Genomic DNA, 16,957 nt, shown 5'->3' on the forward strand with positions numbered 1-16,957 from the left:
TCGCTCTCCGGTCACACTGGACGGCAGATCCAGTGCAGATAACGTCCCAACCCGGCAAACGCCGGATGGCGACGGTGGGCCAGTTCCATTTCCAGCAACTGCGCAAGCTCCACGCGGCCCTGGAACTCTACCGGCATATAGTCATGGAAAACCCGCACACCACTCTGGTTTTCGACCTGCCACAGGCCTTCAAGTTGCGCCGCCAACTCTCGTGGATCAAGAGGTTGTTGCGGCGTCAGGCTCTGTTTTTCGCCGGCCATGTCATTTTTGCGCAACTTGCGAAAATGCCCCTTGAGCAGGTTGCGATAGACCAGCGCGTCGCGGTTGTAGAATGCCAGGGACAGCCAGCCGCCAGGGACCGTGAGTTGATGCAGCACTGGCAGGATCGCGTGAGGTTCGGCCAGCCATTCCAGCACCGCGTGACACAACACCAGGTCGTAAGGTTCAGTGAGCTGGCCGAGCAGGTCCTGCCACGGCGCCTGGATGAACGTGGCGCTCTGGCCCGCCTCGGCAAAGCGCTGGCGGGCGCCTTCGAGCATGGGCTCGGCCGGCTCGGCCAGGGTCACCTGGTGACCGCGTTCGGCCAGCCACAACGACATGTGGCCCAGGCCGGCGCCGATGTCCAGCACGCGCAATGGACGCTGTGGCAAGGCTTCCAGCAGATCGGCCTGAAGCACCGCCAGGCGGATCGCGCCCTTGGCCCCACCGTAGATTTTTTCGGCAAAACGCGTGGCGAGCTGATCGAAATGACGGTCGCTCATTGGCCGAACCGCCGTTCGCTGTCAGCCAGTTTGCTGCGCACCACGGCGTCCATGTCCAGGCCCAGTTCGCTGCAAAGCAGCAACAGGTACAACACGATGTCACCGACCTCCTGCCCGGCGTGGGCCAGTTTGTCCGCCGGCAACTGGCGCGACTGGTCCTCGGTCAGCCACTGGAAAATCTCCACCAGTTCGGCCATTTCCACACTGGCGGCCATGGCGAGGTTTTTCGGGCTGTGGAATTGCCGCCAGTCGTTACGGTCACGAATGGCATGCAGGCGTTCGGTCAGTTCAACAAGGTTCATCGGGTTCTCCTGAATGCGCATAGCTTCAGGGGGATGACCTGGGAAGGCAAGAGTCTCGGTACGAAGCGACAGTTTGCCCCATAATCGAACCAACTCGGCCGCTACAGCTCCTACAATCAGGAGCCAACGGCTCAGCTCAGATCCCCTCCCATCAGGATGCACACATGCAGGCAGAAAGCTTTTTCGAATGGCTCGGCCAGGCGCTCGGTTCGGTGATCCGTTTCATCGTCGACCTGCTCAGCGGTCTCTTCAACACCCTGGCCAATGCCGGCGGCAATTTTGTCGATGGGCTGTCACGTACCCTGGGCATGGACACCTCGATCATCAGCATCATCGCGCTGATCCTCGGGCTGATGTTGCTTTACTCGGCGATCCGCGCGTTCATGCGGGCCTCGATCGTCATGGGCATCATCTGGCTGGTGCTGGGGTTGTGGTTGTTGAGCTGGATTATCCACTAGCACTCGGATCGCTCCCCACCAAAGAGCCCGCGCCGGACACAGCACCTGTGGCGAGGGAGCTTGCTCCCGCTGGGTGGCGAAGCCGCCCCAAATGGGCTGACGCAATCTTTCAGACACATCGCGCCAGCCGGCTTTACGACTGCTTCGCAGCCGAGCGGGAGCAAGCTCCCTCGCCACAATGAGTCCGAAGTCACTTTGGAGAATTGCGTGTTCCCCTCCGCACCGGGCACGATCAATTCAGGAACCCGCTACAATCGCGCTCCATCAAGGAGCCCGCATGTCCAACCTGACCACCGACTGGCGCGACCGCCTTACCCATCGCCGGGTCTGGGCGCTGGCTGCGCCAATGATTCTCTCGAACATTTCCGTACCGCTGGTGGCCTTGGTGGACAGTACCGTCATCGGCCATTTGCCCCATGCCCATCAGTTGGGCGCGGTGGCGGTCGGGGCGAGTTTGTATACGGTGTTGGCGTGGGCCATGGGTTTCCTGCGCATGGGCACCACCGGGTTCGCCGCCCAGGCTGCCGGGCGCGGTGATGGGGCGACGTTGCGACAAGTGCTGCTGCAAGGGCTGCTGTTGGCGATAGGGTTGGCGGTACTGCTCGCTGCCGTCGGCGTGCCATTGAGCGACGTAGCGTTGCACTTCATGCAGCCGTCCGCCGAGCTCAACCAGTTGACCCAGGATTTCTTTCACACCCGGCTGTTCGGCCTGCCGGCGGCGCTGGCCAGTTATGCGCTGGTGGGCTGGTTCCTCGGAGCCCAGAATGCCCGGGCACCGTTGGCGATCCTGTTGGTAACCAACCTGATCAACATCGCCCTGAACCTGTGGTTCGTGATCGGCCTGGACTGGGGCGTGACCGGTTCGGCCCGGGCGTCGGTGATCGCCGAGTGGACCGGTGCGCTGGTCGGCCTGGCCCTGGCTCGTCACACACTCCGCGCCTGGCCTGGACAGATTGCCTGGGCCGCCCTGGGGGTGTGGCAGAGCTGGCGTCCGCTACTGGCGGTGAACCGGGACATTTTCATCCGCAGCCTGGTGCTGCAAGCGGTGTTTTTCCTGATTACCGTGCAAGGCGCACGCCTGGGGGATGCGACCGTGGCGGCCAATGCCCTGCTGCTCAACGGCCTGTTGCTGACAGCCCATGCCCTGGACGGCCTGGCCCATGCCGTCGAAGCGCTGTGCGGCCATGCCATTGGCGCGCGCGACCGCCTGGCGCTGCGTCGCTCGCTGGTGGTGGCGTGCGGCTGGTCGTTGATCGCAAGCCTGGGCTTTGCACTGCTGTTCCTGCTCGCCGGCCACCTGTTCATCGACATGCAGACCGATATTCCTGACGTGCGCGCCACCGCTTATCACTACCTGCCCTACCTGGCCGCCTTGCCGCTGATTGCGGTCTGGAGTTACTTGCTCGACGGGCTGTTCATTGGCGCCACCCGTGCCCGGGAAATGCGCAACGGCATGCTGCTGACCCTGCTGCTGGTGCTGCCCATCGCCTGGGCGCTGCAAGGGCTGGGCAACCATGGGCTATGGATAACCTTCCTGCTGTTCATGGCCCTGCGCAGCCTGACCCTCGGCGCTTTCGCCTGGCACTTGCAGCGGCACGATCGCTGGCTCGGCGCATCAGCCCACTAACGCTCAATCCTGGCTGCCCTGCCAGCGCCGGCGCAGATGCTCGAACCGCTCGCGCTGCGAACCACCCACCAGGCCAGGCACTGGCCGGGCATCGGGGTATTGCAGGCGTAGCCACAGCCAGTCATCGAGCACCGCCCGCTCGGTAAACCCCAGCGACAGGCCCTGCTGCAAATCCCCCCAGAGCCGCTGGTAATTACATCCGGTGGAGCGGCACCATTGCCAGGCGTGACGCTCCAGCAGGCACCGTTGCAACTGGTCCTGCTGCCGGTCGCTGAGCCCATGCTCTTTCTCCAGCGCCGCCACCGGCAGCCCAGGGTTGGACAGTTGTTGCCAACCCTGGCTGCCGATCGCCCGGTCGGCCCAGGTGCCACCAAACCAGCGCAACAAACTGATCGGGCCCAGCCAGCAACTGAGTTCTTGAGGGTCGCAACCGTCGAAGAAATAGCTGGCGATGTACGGGTTGTAGTAGCTCAACAAAGCTTTGTGGTGCAGACCCAGGGTCACCGTCAGCATGCGCCGCAGATGCGCCAGCAATTGCGCAGCGGGCGATGGGCTGACCAACAACAGCCCCGGCCAGGAACCTGGGTCCAGGTGACAAAGGCTGGCCAGCGCAGGCGAATGGCGCAGATCCACCAACAGCGGACCGTGCTCTCGCAGCCCATGCAGCTCGGTGTTTTCAAACAAGGCAAAGCACCGGGCCTTGGCGAACTGCGCGCGCACCAGCCGCGCAGCGCCAGGCGCACTCGGTACGTCGAGCAGCAGCCATTGCGGCGGTGATCCAGACAGGGGCGCGGCGTTCATCGAGCGACACTCGCGCCACGCCGCATGAGCATACGGCAGGTGCACAGTGGCTGGGAGCAGGGGCTGAAAGGCCCGCCTTCGGGCAACAAGCACAACAAGACCAGCGGCTCGGCATCCCGGATTGCAGACAACAGAAACGGATCGGCAACCGATGGCCCACGCGTTTCGCCTGTGGATGACTCATCCACAATCTCTACTGAGGCAGGCGCATCCAGAAATGCACTGATCATTGGCCGATCCGGATCGCCTTCGATAAAGCTCACCAGCACCTCGGTGCCGTCACTCAAGGCGCCCGCCACGCCCGGGACCAGTTCGGGCGCCAAAGGCAGCCAGCAATGACTGGGGCTCGCGCCTTCGCCCTGGTAGAGCCAGTCAAACTGCACCGCCACGCGCCCCGCTCCCAGCTCCGACGGCTCGTCCACCGCCACGACCCAGCCACGTTGCCGGCTCACCATGCGCGGTTTTACCGGGACCTCCTCCGGCACGAACAGCACGCCCCGGGGAATGGCCCTGAAATGATTGCCGTACACCCCCGCCTGTGCGCGGTGCTCGACCTTCGTCAGCAGCCAGCGCCGGTTCCAGTCGGCAAACGGATGGCCCGTCAGCTTCAGCACCTGACCACCGTGCAGGCTCATCAAGTCGCTGCGCCCCTGGGCGACCTGCTCCTCCGACACATCGGTTTGCACGCTGAACGAGCGCACCGCGGCAATCGGGTCGTCGTCCGCGTAGACCGCCTTACCGGCAGGGGGAAAACTGTGTGGATTATCAGCGAACACCAGGCAATGCCCGTCCCGGGTGTGTTCGAAATGAAAGTGGATACCCGCCTGGGCGCATACGCGCTGCAGGAACTGCAGGTCCGACTCTCGATACTGGGTACAGAAATCCTGCGGTGGATAATCGCCACTCAAATCCAGGCACAGGCTGCGGCCAATGATGTCATGGGCCTTGAGCACCTGGCGAATGATCTGCGGCACCGAGCGGGCGCTGAAAACCCGCTGGCTGAATCGCTGCGCCAGACAGGCCAGCTTCGGCCCGATACGCACCTGGCAGCCGGCGCCATGACTGTGTTGGACCAACTCATGAAGCTGCCCATGAACACCTCGGCCCGGGGCCCCGAAACTCAACCAGACGCTGCGGTACAACAGGCCCGCCAGGTCCAGGTTCGCGTCGCGCAACGACAGCTGCGCTTCATAGACGAAGGGTTCGCTGATCGCTTCGCTACCCGTGAAGGCCACGACGTCAACAGGCTCGGGCAGACCGGCTATCTCCAGACGAAAGGCTGGCTCGCTGGCTGGATCGGACATCGGCGTTTCTCTACAGGAGGGGCGGTCGGGGATTCTCGCCGAGAGCCATGGCCGAGTAGAGGGGCCAAGTACAAGTTAGGAAAGGGACTACACGAAATAAGGACATCGCCGGTTAAACGCACCGATGTGCTGAAACAGCGGCGGCACACATAAAAATGCCCTTCAGGACTGTCCGAAAAAACCCGCAGCATGCGGTGTATTTTCTGACAGCCCTGGAGGGCATTGCCGATCAGTAAAAAAGGTGAGCCTCGCTGCAATCTTGTGGCGAGGGGATTTATCCCCGCTGGGCTGCGCAGCAGCCCCTAAGCAGCCAACTCAATCTGCCTGACACACCGGTTGTCGGCATTTAGGGCCGCTTCGCGACCCAGCGGGGATAAATCCCCTCGCCACAAAGGGAGTTCTTTGCTCAGCGAATACTCATGACTCATCAGGAAGACAGGTAGGAGGAACGCGTCAGCCCCAGGCGCAAGGCATCGAGGAACTGGGTACGTTCGGCGGCGCTGATACGGGCGCTGGCGCACTTGTCGCGGTAGTGAGTCATCAACTCCTCCGGCGACAGGTGCACGTAGCGCAGCATGTCCTCGATGGTGTCGTGGGTTTCGATACCGGCGTGGTACACGCTGCCATCGGCGTTCTGGTAGATGTTCACCGAGTCGGTGTCACCGAACAGGTTGTGCATGTCACCAAGGATTTCCTGGTAGGCACCCACCAGGAAGATGCCCAGCAGATAGTCTTCATCCGGCTTGAGAGCGTGAACCGGCAGGCTGGTCTCGATGCTCTGCTCGTCGACGTACTGCTTGATCTTGCCGTCCGAGTCGCAGGTCAGGTCTTGCAGCACGGCGCGGCGCAGCGGCTCTTCGTCCAGACGATGCAGCGGCAGGATCGGCAACACCTGGCCGATGGCCCAGGTGTCCGGCAGGCTCTGGAACACCGAGAAGTTGCAGATGTATTTGTCGGCCAACTTGTCGTTGAGCTCATCCAGCACCTGGCGGTGCGAGCGCTGGCGCGCCTTCAACGAGTTGTGCAGGCGACGGCACACCGCGAAATAGCATTGCTCGGCCAAGGCTTTTTCGGCCAGGGTCAGCTTGCCGTCGGCATATTGGGTCGCCACGTCGCTCATGTAGTGGGTGGCGCGCCAGTAAGTCTCGGTGACCATCTCGATATCGGTCGGGCCCAGCAGGTCAACCAGCCATTGCACGGTTTCCGGCAGTTCCTGCTTGTTGTCGATCACCGGCACGTCGTCGTTGTGTTTCTCGACGTCGGTCACTTGCACCACCAGCATGGCGTGGTGAGCGGTCAGCGAGCGGCCGCTTTCGGAGAAGATGTTCGGATGCGGCAGGCTCTGGGCATCGCAGAACTCCTTGAGCATGCCGACCACGACACCGGCGTAATCGTCCATGTCGTAGTTGATCGAGCTGGCATTGCGCGAGTGCGTGCCGTCGTAGTCCACGCCCAGGCCACCGCCGACGTCGATGTGATCCACCGGCAGGCCGAGGTTGCGCAGCTCACCGTAGTAACGGATCGCTTCCTTGAAGCCATGCTGGTAGTCCGCCAGGTTGGCGATCTGCGAACCCATGTGGAAGTGCAGCAGGCGAATGCCCTGGTCCAGGCCGGCAGCACGGAAACGCTCGACCACCGACAGCAGTTGCGCGGCCGACAAGCCGAACTTGGACTTCTCGCCACCGGTATCGGCCCACTTGCTCGACGCCAGGGATGACAGGCGCACGCGCAAGCCGACCTGCGGCTTGACCTTGAGCGTCGCGGCCTCTTCGATCACCAGGCCGACTTCAGACTCTTTCTCGATGACGATGAAGACGTTGTGACCGAGCTTCTGGCCCATCAGCGCCAGACGGATGAATTCGCGGTCCTTGTAGCCGTTGCAGACGATGGTCCCGCCCTTCGGCGCCAGGGCCAGGACCGCCAGCAGCTCCGGCTTGGAACCGGCTTCCAGGCCGATGGAGACGTTCTGGGTGGCGATGATGTTCTCGATCACCGCTTCCTGCTGGTTGACCTTGATCGGATAGAGCGCGGTGTACTTGCTCTGGTATTCCAGGCGCGCGATGTTGCTGTCGAAGGCGCCGGTGAGCTGGCGCACACGGTCTTGCAGGATGTCGGGGAAGCGCACCAGCAAGGGCAGCGACAGGCCGCTCTGGCGCAACTGATCGACTTGCTCGAACAGGTCGATGGGCGAGCTGTCGGGACCGTTCGGACGGACTTCGACGCGACCGGCTTCATTGATCGCGAAATACCCGGCCCCCCAATGACGAATCCCGTAAACACTGCGGCTGTCCGCAACTGTCCATTGGCTGCCATCGTCTTTGCGTGTGCGTCGTACGGACATCGAAGTCCCCTATAAAGAAGTCAAAATGCACCATCCGGTCGGAGGCTGGGGCAGTCTAGAGAGTGAAAATGACGAATTGCCTGTTAGCAAGGTAGACCCTGCTCCCAGCGATGAGTTTAGAAACCCGTTCAGAACAGGCTCTGTGAAAACCATGCGGGCGACCTCGAACGTTGGATTCGGGTCAAGCCGAGGGTGGTTTTCACAGAGGCTGCTAGCCGCCGGATTTCTTTGCCTTGAAGCCGTGCTTGACCAGTTCCGCCAGCAGCAGCTCGACGTGATCGCCCTGGATCTCGATGATGCCGTCTTTCAACGCACCGCCGGTGCCACAGCGTTTCTTCAACGTGGTGGCCAGCTCCTTGAGCGCGTCTTCGGCCAACGGCACGCCAGTGATCGTGGTCACCGTCTTGCCGCCGCGACCTTTGCTTTCACGGCGCACGCGCGCTATGCCGTCACCGGCAGGGATGGCGGTCTGTTTGCAGATGCAGGCATCCACCGGCTGACGGCAATCAGGGCAATGACGACCGGCGTCGGTAGAAAATACCAGGCCGCCCAGGGCGGCGAAGGATGCGGCTTTTTTGGCCACCGGCAATCCTCTCGGGAGGACAAAGACTGGTCGAGGGGGAATGTGCCTCGACCGCGAAACCCCACTCAGGCAGGGGCAGCGCTACTGGACCGCAGACACGGTTCAGCTTGAAAAGTCGCGCAGTGTAACGGCAAAAAGCCGACTTGCTAAGGGCCAATCAGCGCCAATTTATAGCTTCTTTGCGACGCTGCCGCCATGGACCCGCAAATAGCGTTCAAGCGCCGCCAGAGAGTCCGGGCAGTAAGGCTTGCGCTGGATTTCATCAAGCACCTGCTCGAGGGGCAGGAAACGCGCTTCGAGGACTTCTTCGGGCTGCAGGACCAACGGGCCGTCCCATACCGCCGAGAACGCCGAGCACCACAGACGACTGCCAGGGTCTTCGAAATAAAAATGGTCGTGTGCGGTCAGTTCCACGCCGCTCACGCCCAGCTCTTCCGCCAGTTCACGGGCAGCCGATTCGGCGTAGGTCTCGTCGGCCTGGACCATGCCGCCCGCCGCCACGTCCCAGAAACCCGGGTAGATGGCCTTGCTCAGGGTGCGCCGATGAACACACAGCTCACCGGACGAATTGAACAGCATGATGTAGGTGCCGCGTCCGATCAGGCCACGCTCGCGCAGCTCTGAACGCACCAGGCTGCCGAGCAGGTTGTCCTGCTCATCGACCCACGCAATCAGCTCGGCATCCGAGGCCACTCGATGGGCGACCTCCCGGGGGCTTTCGCTCATGAATCAACCCTGGTTCAGCAGTTGCCGCAAGTCGATGACCGCTGCGTTGGCTCGGGAAATGTAGTTGGCCATGACCAGCGAGTGGTTCGCCAATACACCGAAGCCGCTGCCGTTGAGGATCATCGGGCTCCAGACCGGTTCCTGGGACGCTTCCAGTTCACGGATGATCTGCCGCACGCTGACCGTGGCGTTCTTTTTCGCCAGGACATCGGCGAAGTCCACTTCGATGGCGCGCAGCAGGTGCGACAACGCCCATGCCTGGCCACGGGCCTCATAGAACACGTTATCGATTTGCAGCCACGGGGTCTCGACCACTTCTTCATCCACCTGTGGCACCTGGCCCGGGGCCGGGACTTCGGTTTTCAGCGAGGTGTTGAGCTTGACCCGGCCAACGCTGGCCGACAGACGCTGGGACAACGACCCCAGGCGAGTGCCGACATCCCCGAGCCAGTTGTTCAGGTTGTCGGCGCGGGCGTAGAACAGTGCGCTTTTCTGGCTTGGGTCGGACAGACGCGCCTGATAGCGGCTCAGGGAATTGATGCCTTCCTGGTATTCAGATTCGCTGGAGGGCAGTACCCAACTGCGGTTGTCGAAGTTGAAGCGCGGTTCGGCCTTGGCCAGGTCGGCGTCCTCGGCGGACTGGGACTGGGAACGGGCGAAGTCCTTGCGCAGGGCACGGCTCAGGTCGCGGACCTGCACCAGCACGCCGTATTCCCAGCTCGGCATGTTGTCCATCCACAGGCCAGGTGGGAAGCGGTCGTTGGAGATGTAGCCACCCGGCTTGCTCAGCAGGGTCCCGGCCACCGTCTTGAGCGTCTCGACCGTGGTGTAGCCCACCACCATCTGCCGGCCATCTTTCTCGGCTGCGGCCTGGGCGTTCTGCTGCACAGGGAACAGCGCGGGCTCCTGGCTCCAATACCAGCCGACGGCAATGGTCACCAGCAGGTAAAGGCCGATCAGCGTCGCCAGTGCGCGGCTGAAAAAAAGCCCACCCAGGTAGCTGCGGGTGTCCGATTTCGGCTCGGCGGCACGTTCAGGCGCGCTGCCCGCGCGGTTTTTCCAGTCCAGCATGGTGATATCCCTTCAATCACTTGAGTTCTCGGTTCGACCACAACCCTACGCCATCGTGCCTGATTTGAAACGCGATAATGCGGCGCCCATCATGCCGGGCGCGACAGGGCAATCGAACAGCACTATAAAGGAAGCGTTGCCATCGGCCTACGAGACTGGTCAGTCACAAACTGAATTTCGCGACTGGACAGAATATTGACGTATGACACTCATGCAGAGGAAAAGAGGTGCTAGCATAGAGCCACCAGTCGATCTCAGCATGCACCCTAACTAGTAGTCAGGATATGACCGAGCCAGAAGACCCCAGCCGTGAGCGCCTCAAGCACCACTTTGCCCAGCGGGTAATTCATCAGGCTCGTCAGATCCTGGAGATTTGGCAGCGCCTGCAACGCAGTGAGTGGTCAAGCACCGACCTGTCGGAGCTCAGCGAAGCCAACCTGCGCCTGCTGCGCTTTGCCGAGCGCTTCGAACAGCCCGAGCACGCCCAGTTGGCCCAAGGCATCAGCCAGTCACTGCAAGCGGTGGACGCCAATCGTGGGCGCCTGAGCAGCCACCTGATCACCGAAATCAACCGCTTGATGCAGCGCTTGTCGCGTACCGGCCTGCGTCATGGCGACCAACTCGAACAAACCTTCCTGCCGCCGCTGCGCAAACCCATCTACGTGTTGCTGCAAGATCATGACCGCGCCGAGCGCCTGGCCAAGCAGTTGGAGTTCTTCGGCCTCGGCGCCCAGGCGCTGGACAGCGTCGCGGGGTTCCGCGCCTCCATGGTCGAACGCCTGCCGGCGGCGATTGTCATGGATGTGGATTTCAGCGGACCCGGCGCTGGCCTGAAACTGGCCGCCGAAGCCCAGGAAGGCCTGGAGCAGCCGCTGCCGCTGTTGTTCTTCAGTTTGTTGGAAACCGACACGCCGACACGCCTGGCCGCGGTGCGTGCCGGTGGGCAGGAGTTTCTCACCGGCACCCTCGAAGCCTCGAGCCTGCTGGAAAAGATCGAAGTGCTGACCTGCGTTGCCCAGTACGATCCGTACAAAGTGCTGATCATCGATGACTCCCGTGCCCAGGCCATGCATACCGAACGCTTGCTCAATAGCGCCGGCATCATCACCCGCACGCTGATCGAGCCGATCCAGGCCATGGCCGAACTCGCGGACTTCCAACCCGACCTGATCATTCTCGACATGTACATGCCGGCCTGCACCGGCACGGAACTGGCCAAGGTGATACGTCACAACGACCGCTACGTCAGCGTGCCGATCATCTACCTGTCCGCCGAAGACGACCTGGACAAGCAACTCGATGCCATGAGCGAAGGTGGCGACGACTTCCTGACCAAACCGATCAAGCCCCGGCACCTGATCACCACGGTGCGCAACCGTGCCGCCCGGGCACGCAACCTCAAGGCGCGGATGGTGCGCGACAGCCTCACCGGCCTGTACAACCACACCCATATCCTGCAACTGCTCGAGGATTGCAGCTTTCGCGCTCGTCGCGAAGGCAAGCCCCTGAGCTTTGCCATGCTCGATATCGACCATTTCAAACGGGTCAATGACAGCCACGGCCACCCCATGGGCGACCGGGTGATCAAGAGCCTGGCGCTGTTTCTCAAGCAACGCCTGCGCAAGACCGACTTCATCGGCCGTTACGGCGGCGAAGAGTTCGCCATCGTCATGCCCGACACCGACATCGACGCCGCCTGCAAAGTGCTGGATGAAATTCGCCAGCGCTTTGCCGAAATCCACTATCCAGCCCAGCCCCATGATTTGTGGTGCACCTTCAGCGCCGGCGTGGTGGAGATGAGCGATGACTCCGACAGCCTGATGATGGCCAGCCAGGCGGATGAAGCGCTGTATCGCGCCAAGCATGCCGGGCGCAACCGGATACAGAGCGCCCGCCAATCAAAGCAAAGTGCCACCTTTTCATCGGAATCGACCGATTCGGTCATAAACCTGTAACGCAAACGCAATAACTTCAAGCGCTTACGATTCTGCCCCTGGTAGACACTTGATGCGCCTGAAGCTGCTGACCAATCTCAATACCCTTCTTTTAGTTGCCGTGTGCCTCGGCCTCGGCGCCACGCTGTGGTGGTCGCAGATTGCCCTGGAGCGACCCTATCTGCTGATGGAGCGCTACCTGGGCCTGTCGCGACAATTCCAGGGCGAAGTGGCGCGCAACATCGAGGACTATCTGGCCAGCGGCGATGCCCTGCGCTTGAGCACCGCCACCCAGGCGCTGGAAACCCTGCAAAAAGACCTGGATCAATTTCCCCCGGAAATGGCCAAGACCCTGCGCCCGAGCCTGGCGAACCTCGACAGCTTCAGCAAGACCGATCTGCTGGCCGCCGGCAAACTGGCCGGTGATCCGCAGGCCTTGCTGCTACAGGCCGAACGAGAGTTGAGCGCCAGCCTCGATCAACTGGCCCAATACGCCAATGGCGCCCCGGCCTACTTGCCCGCGCTGTTTGCCGCGTCGCAGCACCTGGGCCGCCTATCCCTCACGCGGGACAAACTGGTCAGCAGTGGCCGCAGCGAATTGGCCGCCGACGTCGAGCGGGAACTGGCGAGCATCCGTGTGGAGGCCGAACGCCTCGACAACCTGCCACTGCTGGGCGTCACCGCCAGCAGCGAATCAGGCAGCGATGATTTCGCCGCGCTGATGGGTTTGCAAATCCAGGAAAAAACCGCCGCCGAAGATGCGGGCATCGCCCTCAAGCGCGAGCTAAACAGCCTGCTCGGTCGTTACCCGGCAGAATTGGCCCGCACCCGTGAACTGATCCAGAAACGCACCGAACTGAGCAGCGCCACGCACCTGAAAATCGCCGATGTACAACAGGCGATCGATGCCATGGAACCAGCGGTGCGCGCCCAGCATGGGCAGATCCAGGGAGAGGTTCGCTTGATCCAAGGGGTAATGATTGGCCTGATCCTGCTGATCGCCCTGCTCATCGACACCTTGCAGCGACGCCTGGCGCGGACCTTGACGCACCTGGCGCCGGCCCTGTCGACCTGGGCCGAGGGCGACTTCAGCCGTGATATCCGCGTGGGCGCCAGCAACCGCGAACTGCAAGACATCGAAGCGTCGCTCAATCGCCTGCGGGCTTATCTGGTGGATCTGGTGGGCACCATTCGGGTGAACGCCGAACAGGTCGCCGGCAGCAGCCGTACCCTGGCCGAGTTGAGTGGCGAGCTGCACAGCGGCGCCGAGGATCAGGCCAGCGACACGGCGCTGATCCGCGACTCCCTCAGCGAACTGGAAGCGACGATCCAGCAGGTGGCCGGCGATGCCAGCCAGGCCGCAGACGCCAGCCGCAGCGCCGGGCATGCCGTGGAACAAGGGCAGAAGGTCATTGGCCTGAGCCTCACCGGTCTGCATGCGCTGGTGGGCGAAGTGCAAGGCAACGCGCAGATGATCGAACAACTGGCCGAGGAGTCGGCCACCATCGGTGGCGTGCTGACGGTGATTCGCTCGATTGCCGACCAGACCAACCTGCTGGCCCTCAACGCCGCCATCGAAGCGGCCCGCGCCGGGGAAATGGGCCGGGGTTTCGCGGTGGTGGCCGAGGAAGTCCGCTCCCTGGCCCAACGCACGGCCGGTGCCACCGCCGAAATCCAGACACTGATCGCCCGTCTGCAACAGGCCGCACGCCAATCGGTGGACGGCATGCGCGCCCAGGTCGAACACGCCGAAGCCACCGCCAACCAGGCGCAAGCGGCCGACGGCGCGCTGGATGAGATCGTCGGCGCCATCCAGACCATCTCCGACACGGCAGTACGCATCGCCGACGTCACCGCCCAACAAAGCGGCGCCGTCAGCGAAATCCGCGATCACAGCGAGCGGATTCACCAACTGGGCGGCGACAACCTGCTGCGCATCGGACAGGGGCGGGAACAGGGTGACAATCTGCTGGTGCTGGGCGGACGTTTGCACACCGCCGTGCAGGCCTTTCGGGTTTAGCGCCACAGACGGCATGAAGCACTATGGGGGCTTGCTCGCGATAGCGGTGGGTCAGCTTGCTTCGATGCTGGATGTGCCGCCGCCATCGCGAGCAAGCTCGCTCACATTGATTCGAGGGGCCCCTGGAATTGATGCCCCCACGGGGTGCGGTTTGCAACCGTATGACCGGATCAGAGACCATGGTCACAAATTTCGCGCAAACATCGGTCATCGTGCTGGCTATTGCAGAGAACTGGACAGTCACAAAGGCTTTGCGGCATAGTCGCCAGGTTCTGATACCTGCTCACAGATAACAAGGAACAGCAGATGGCGACCCTATTGGTCCTGCACGGACCCAACCTGAACCTGCTGGGCACCCGTGAACCGGGCGTCTATGGCGCCGTGACACTGGCCCAGATCAACCAGGACCTGGAACAGCGGGCCCGCGCCGCCGGCCATCATTTGCTCTATCTGCAAAGCAACGCCGAATATGAATTGATCGACCGTATCCATGCCGCGCGTGGCGAAGGCGTGGACTTCATTTTGATCAATCCAGCAGCTTTTACACACACAAGCGTCGCATTACGTGACGCGCTGCTGGCGGTGAGCATCCCATTCATCGAAGTGCATTTGTCTAACGTGCACAAACGCGAACCTTTCCGCCATCACTCTTACTTCTCCGATGTAGCGGTGGGAGTGATCTGCGGCCTTGGCGCCAGCGGTTACCGACTGGCCCTGGAGGCCGCTCTAGAGCAGCTTGAAAGACAGGCGACAGCTTGAAAACAAGCGTTAAACGCCCCTGACCGACCCTTGGGAGTTGATGATTCATGGATATCCGTAAAGTTAAGAAATTGATCGAATTGCTGGAAGAGTCCGGCATCGACGAGCTTGAGATCAAGGAAGGCGAAGAGTCCGTACGCATCAGCCGCCACAGCAAGACCCCGGCCCAGCAGTTCTATGCACCGGCACCGATGCATGCTCCAGCCGCCGCGCCTGCTCCAGCAGCAGCGCCGGTTGCCGCAGCCGCGCCCGCCGCACCGGCTGCGCCAGCGCTCAACGGCACTGTTGCCCGTTCGCCAATGGTGGGCACGTTCTATCGCAAGTCTTCGCCATCCTCGCCGTCCTTCGTTGAAGTCGGCCAGACCGTGAAGAAAGGCGACACCCTGTGCATCGTCGAAGCCATGAAGATGATGAACCACATCGAAGCTGAAACCAGCGGTGTGATCGAGTCCATCCTCGTCGAAGACGGCCAGCCGGTTGAGTACGACCAACCGCTGTTCACCATCGTTTGAACCGCGGAGAGCCTTTGATGACTGCGAAGTTGGAAAAAGTTCTGATCGCTAACCGCGGTGAGATCGCCCTGCGGATTCTGCGTGCCTGCAAAGAGATGGGCATCAAGACCGTCGCCGTTTACTCCAAGGCCGACAAAGAACTGATGCACCTGGGCCTGGCGGACGAATCCGTCTGCATCGGTCCGGCGTCGGCTGCGCACTCCTACCTGCACATCCCGGCGATCATCGCCGCTGCCGAAGTGACCGGCGCCACCGCCATTCACCCGGGCTATGGTTTCCTGGCGGAAAACGCCGACTTCGCCGAACAGGTCGAAAACTCCGGTTTTGCCTTCATTGGTCCGAAAGCCGACACCATCCGCCTGATGGGCGACAAGGTCTCGGCCAAACACGCCATGATCGCTGCGGGCGTGCCAACCGTTCCGGGTTCCGACGGCCCGCTGCCTGAAGACGAAGAAACCGCTTTGCGCATCGGTCGCGAAGTTGGTTATCCGGTGATCATCAAGGCCGCTGGCGGCGGCGGTGGTCGTGGCATGCGCGTGGTACACAAGGAAGAAGACCTGATTTCCTCGGCGAAACTGACCCGCTCCGAAGCGGGCGCAGCGTTTGGCAACCCGATGGTCTACCTGGAAAAATTCCTGACCAACCCACGCCACGTCGAAGTCCAGGTGCTGTCCGACGGGCAGGGCCATGCGATCCATTTGGGCGACCGCGATTGCTCGCTGCAACGTCGTCACCAGAAAGTCCTCGAAGAAGCGCCGGCACCGGGCATCGACGAGCAGGCTCGCAAGGAAGTCCTGGCGCGTTGCGTCAAGGCCTGCATTGACATCGGCTATCGCGGCGCCGGCACCTTCGAGTTCCTGTACGAGAACGGTCGTTTCTATTTCATCGAAATGAACACCCGTGTTCAGGTGGAGCACCCGGTTTCGGAAATGGTCACGGGTATCGACATCGTCAAGGAGATGCTCAGCATCGCCGCCGGCAACAAGCTGTCATTTACCCAGGAAGACGTGGTCATCCGCGGTCACGCACTGGAATGCCGGATCAACGCCGAAGACCCGAAAACCTTCATGCCAAGCCCAGGCACGGTCAAGCATTTCCATGCCCCGGGCGGCAATGGCGTTCGCGTCGATTCGCACCTGTACAGCGGTTATGCCGTTCCGCCGAACTACGATTCGTTGATCGGCAAGCTGATCACCTACGGGGCGACCCGTGACGAAGCCATGGCGCGCATGCGCAATGCGCTGGACGAAATCGTGGTCGACGGGATCAAGACCAACATCCCGCTGCACCGCGACCTCGTACGCGACGAAGGCTTCTGCAAAGGCGGCGTCAACATCCATTACCTGGAACACAAGCTGGGCAACCAGCACTGATATTCCAAGTGATCTAAAAAGACCCCGGTCCATTGGCCGGGGTCTTTTTTTGGTGCGCCAGGCATGGCGCGTTGCGCGCAAGCGCAACCAGCTTGGCTGTGGTGGTCACGCTGGTGACTTGGAGGTGAAAGTCCTCTACACACCCGGCAAGGGGAAGTGTTAGCCAGAGGCAAGGGTGTCGCGGGTGACTGCGAATCTGAAGGAAGCCCGAGGCAAAATGCTGGCCTGACGAACAGGAAGCGGATTAGGCGGTGCAGCGGGGTAAGGTAGCCAAAATTGCCAAAGCCCAATACTTGCACGGAACGCTGTGACGTAGATCCGACAGGCATAAGCAGGAAGGTCGCGCGAATTACCTTGGGAGATCTGCCCGTTTGCCAGTGTGCTA

General features: G+C 61.9%; 15 protein-coding genes. 7 read left to right on the top strand and 8 right to left on the bottom strand.

Features of this window, described 5'->3' with window-relative positions; genetic code table 11:
- Window positions 1–11 precede the first annotated feature (11 nt).
- Together BM300_RS25195 and BM300_RS25200 are read right to left on the bottom strand one after the other, a co-directional pair.
- On the bottom strand, window positions 12–761 hold the full coding sequence (locus tag BM300_RS25195; protein ID WP_063323105.1) for a methyltransferase: 750 nt from the start codon (window positions 759–761) through the stop codon (window positions 12–14).
- Window positions 758–1,063 carry a MazG-like family protein gene (locus BM300_RS25200; protein WP_003186192.1) on the bottom strand — a complete coding sequence of 102 codons (306 nt, stop codon included), beginning with the start codon at window positions 1,061–1,063 and terminating at the stop codon, window positions 758–760. The genes BM300_RS25195 and BM300_RS25200 overlap by 4 nt, the downstream gene beginning before the upstream one ends.
- Before the next feature lie 164 nt (window positions 1,064–1,227).
- On the opposite strand from BM300_RS25200, the gene BM300_RS25205 reads away from it, so the two are divergent.
- Both BM300_RS25205 and BM300_RS25210 read left to right on the top strand, forming a co-directional pair.
- Window positions 1,228–1,521: a hypothetical protein gene (locus BM300_RS25205; RefSeq protein WP_018607618.1), complete on the top strand. Its 294-nt coding sequence runs from the start codon at window positions 1,228–1,230 to the stop codon at window positions 1,519–1,521.
- A 277-nt stretch (window positions 1,522–1,798) separates the two neighbouring features.
- Window positions 1,799–3,148 (top strand): MATE family efflux transporter, encoded by a 1,350-nt coding sequence (locus tag BM300_RS25210; RefSeq protein WP_092464293.1) that lies wholly within the window; start codon window positions 1,799–1,801, stop codon window positions 3,146–3,148.
- Between the two features lie 3 nt (window positions 3,149–3,151).
- Here the strand turns inward: BM300_RS25210 and BM300_RS25215 are convergent, their stop codons facing one another.
- The 6 genes from BM300_RS25215 to BM300_RS25240 all read right to left on the bottom strand — a co-directional run bounded on the left by BM300_RS25215 (window position 3,152) and on the right by BM300_RS25240 (window position 9,974).
- Entirely contained in the window at window positions 3,152–3,949 is a 798-nt protein-coding gene (locus tag BM300_RS25215) for a DUF4123 domain-containing protein (RefSeq protein WP_092464295.1), read from the bottom strand.
- Window positions 3,946–5,253, bottom strand: coding sequence for a type VI secretion system Vgr family protein (locus BM300_RS25220; protein WP_092413218.1), 1,308 nt, complete (start codon window positions 5,251–5,253; stop codon window positions 3,946–3,948). Before BM300_RS25220 ends, BM300_RS25215 begins: the two co-directional genes overlap by 4 nt.
- Window positions 5,254–5,680: 427 nt before the next feature.
- Window positions 5,681–7,594: an arginine decarboxylase gene (speA, locus tag BM300_RS25225; protein WP_014336393.1), complete on the bottom strand. Its 1,914-nt coding sequence runs from the start codon at window positions 7,592–7,594 to the stop codon at window positions 5,681–5,683.
- Between the two features lie 211 nt (window positions 7,595–7,805).
- A complete protein-coding gene (locus BM300_RS25230) occupies window positions 7,806–8,177 on the bottom strand; it encodes a translation initiation factor Sui1 (RefSeq protein ID WP_003197435.1) in 372 nt (123 codons plus the stop codon).
- A 168-nt stretch (window positions 8,178–8,345) separates the two neighbouring features.
- On the bottom strand, window positions 8,346–8,903 hold the full coding sequence (locus tag BM300_RS25235) for an NUDIX hydrolase (protein WP_063323109.1): 558 nt from the start codon (window positions 8,901–8,903) through the stop codon (window positions 8,346–8,348).
- Between the two features lie 3 nt (window positions 8,904–8,906).
- On the bottom strand, window positions 8,907–9,974 hold the full coding sequence (locus BM300_RS25240) for a DUF2333 family protein (RefSeq protein WP_003197431.1): 1,068 nt from the start codon (window positions 9,972–9,974) through the stop codon (window positions 8,907–8,909).
- A 284-nt stretch (window positions 9,975–10,258) separates the two neighbouring features.
- Between BM300_RS25240 and BM300_RS25245 the strand changes: the two genes are divergently transcribed.
- The 5 genes from BM300_RS25245 (at window position 10,259) to accC (ending at window position 16,572) form a co-directional block, all read left to right on the top strand.
- The gene (locus BM300_RS25245; protein ID WP_092147078.1) at window positions 10,259–11,929 is read left to right on the top strand and encodes a GGDEF domain-containing response regulator; all 1,671 of its coding nucleotides are present in this window, start codon (window positions 10,259–10,261) and stop codon (window positions 11,927–11,929) included.
- Between the two features lie 955 nt (window positions 11,930–12,884).
- Window positions 12,885–13,928: a methyl-accepting chemotaxis protein gene (locus BM300_RS31870; RefSeq protein ID WP_371914670.1), complete on the top strand. Its 1,044-nt coding sequence runs from the start codon at window positions 12,885–12,887 to the stop codon at window positions 13,926–13,928.
- A gap of 306 nt (window positions 13,929–14,234) precedes the next feature.
- Window positions 14,235–14,687, top strand: coding sequence for a type II 3-dehydroquinate dehydratase (gene aroQ / locus BM300_RS25255; RefSeq protein WP_063323112.1), 453 nt, complete (start codon window positions 14,235–14,237; stop codon window positions 14,685–14,687).
- 47 nt (window positions 14,688–14,734) lie between these two features.
- Complete coding sequence (gene accB / locus BM300_RS25260; RefSeq protein WP_003197423.1) at window positions 14,735–15,199, top strand: acetyl-CoA carboxylase biotin carboxyl carrier protein; 465 nt, start codon at window positions 14,735–14,737, stop codon at window positions 15,197–15,199.
- Window positions 15,200–15,216: 17 nt separating this feature from the next.
- Window positions 15,217–16,572 (top strand): acetyl-CoA carboxylase biotin carboxylase subunit, encoded by a 1,356-nt coding sequence (gene accC / locus BM300_RS25265; RefSeq protein WP_092464296.1) that lies wholly within the window; start codon window positions 15,217–15,219, stop codon window positions 16,570–16,572.
- Window positions 16,573–16,957 lie beyond the last annotated feature (385 nt).

The organism is Pseudomonas sp. NFACC46-3 (assembly GCF_900114515.1).
GTDB classification, from domain to species: Bacteria; Pseudomonadota; Gammaproteobacteria; order Pseudomonadales; family Pseudomonadaceae; genus Aquipseudomonas; species Aquipseudomonas fluorescens_Q.

Excerpts from the sequence above, each read along its gene's own strand:
- BM300_RS25195 (WP_063323105.1), bottom strand. The coding sequence starts at position 761 with ATGAGCGACCGTCATTTCGATCAGCTCGCCACGCGTTTTGCCGAAAAA.
- BM300_RS25200 (WP_003186192.1), bottom strand. The coding sequence starts at position 1,063 with ATGAACCTTGTTGAACTGACCGAACGCCTGCATGCCATTCGTGACCGT.
- BM300_RS25205 (WP_018607618.1), top strand. The coding sequence starts at position 1,228 with ATGCAGGCAGAAAGCTTTTTCGAATGGCTCGGCCAGGCGCTCGGTTCG.
- BM300_RS25210 (WP_092464293.1), top strand. The coding sequence starts at position 1,799 with ATGTCCAACCTGACCACCGACTGGCGCGACCGCCTTACCCATCGCCGG.
- BM300_RS25215 (WP_092464295.1), bottom strand. The coding sequence starts at position 3,949 with ATGAACGCCGCGCCCCTGTCTGGATCACCGCCGCAATGGCTGCTGCTC.
- BM300_RS25220 (WP_092413218.1), bottom strand. The coding sequence starts at position 5,253 with ATGTCCGATCCAGCCAGCGAGCCAGCCTTTCGTCTGGAGATAGCCGGT.
- speA (WP_014336393.1), bottom strand. The coding sequence starts at position 7,594 with ATGTCCGTACGACGCACACGCAAAGACGATGGCAGCCAATGGACAGTT.
- BM300_RS25235 (WP_063323109.1), bottom strand. The coding sequence starts at position 8,903 with ATGAGCGAAAGCCCCCGGGAGGTCGCCCATCGAGTGGCCTCGGATGCC.
- BM300_RS25240 (WP_003197431.1), bottom strand. The coding sequence starts at position 9,974 with ATGCTGGACTGGAAAAACCGCGCGGGCAGCGCGCCTGAACGTGCCGCC.
- BM300_RS25245 (WP_092147078.1), top strand. The coding sequence starts at position 10,259 with ATGACCGAGCCAGAAGACCCCAGCCGTGAGCGCCTCAAGCACCACTTT.
- BM300_RS31870 (WP_371914670.1), top strand. The coding sequence starts at position 12,885 with ATGATTGGCCTGATCCTGCTGATCGCCCTGCTCATCGACACCTTGCAG.
- aroQ (WP_063323112.1), top strand. The coding sequence starts at position 14,235 with ATGGCGACCCTATTGGTCCTGCACGGACCCAACCTGAACCTGCTGGGC.
- accB (WP_003197423.1), top strand. The coding sequence starts at position 14,735 with ATGGATATCCGTAAAGTTAAGAAATTGATCGAATTGCTGGAAGAGTCC.
- accC (WP_092464296.1), top strand. The coding sequence starts at position 15,217 with ATGACTGCGAAGTTGGAAAAAGTTCTGATCGCTAACCGCGGTGAGATC.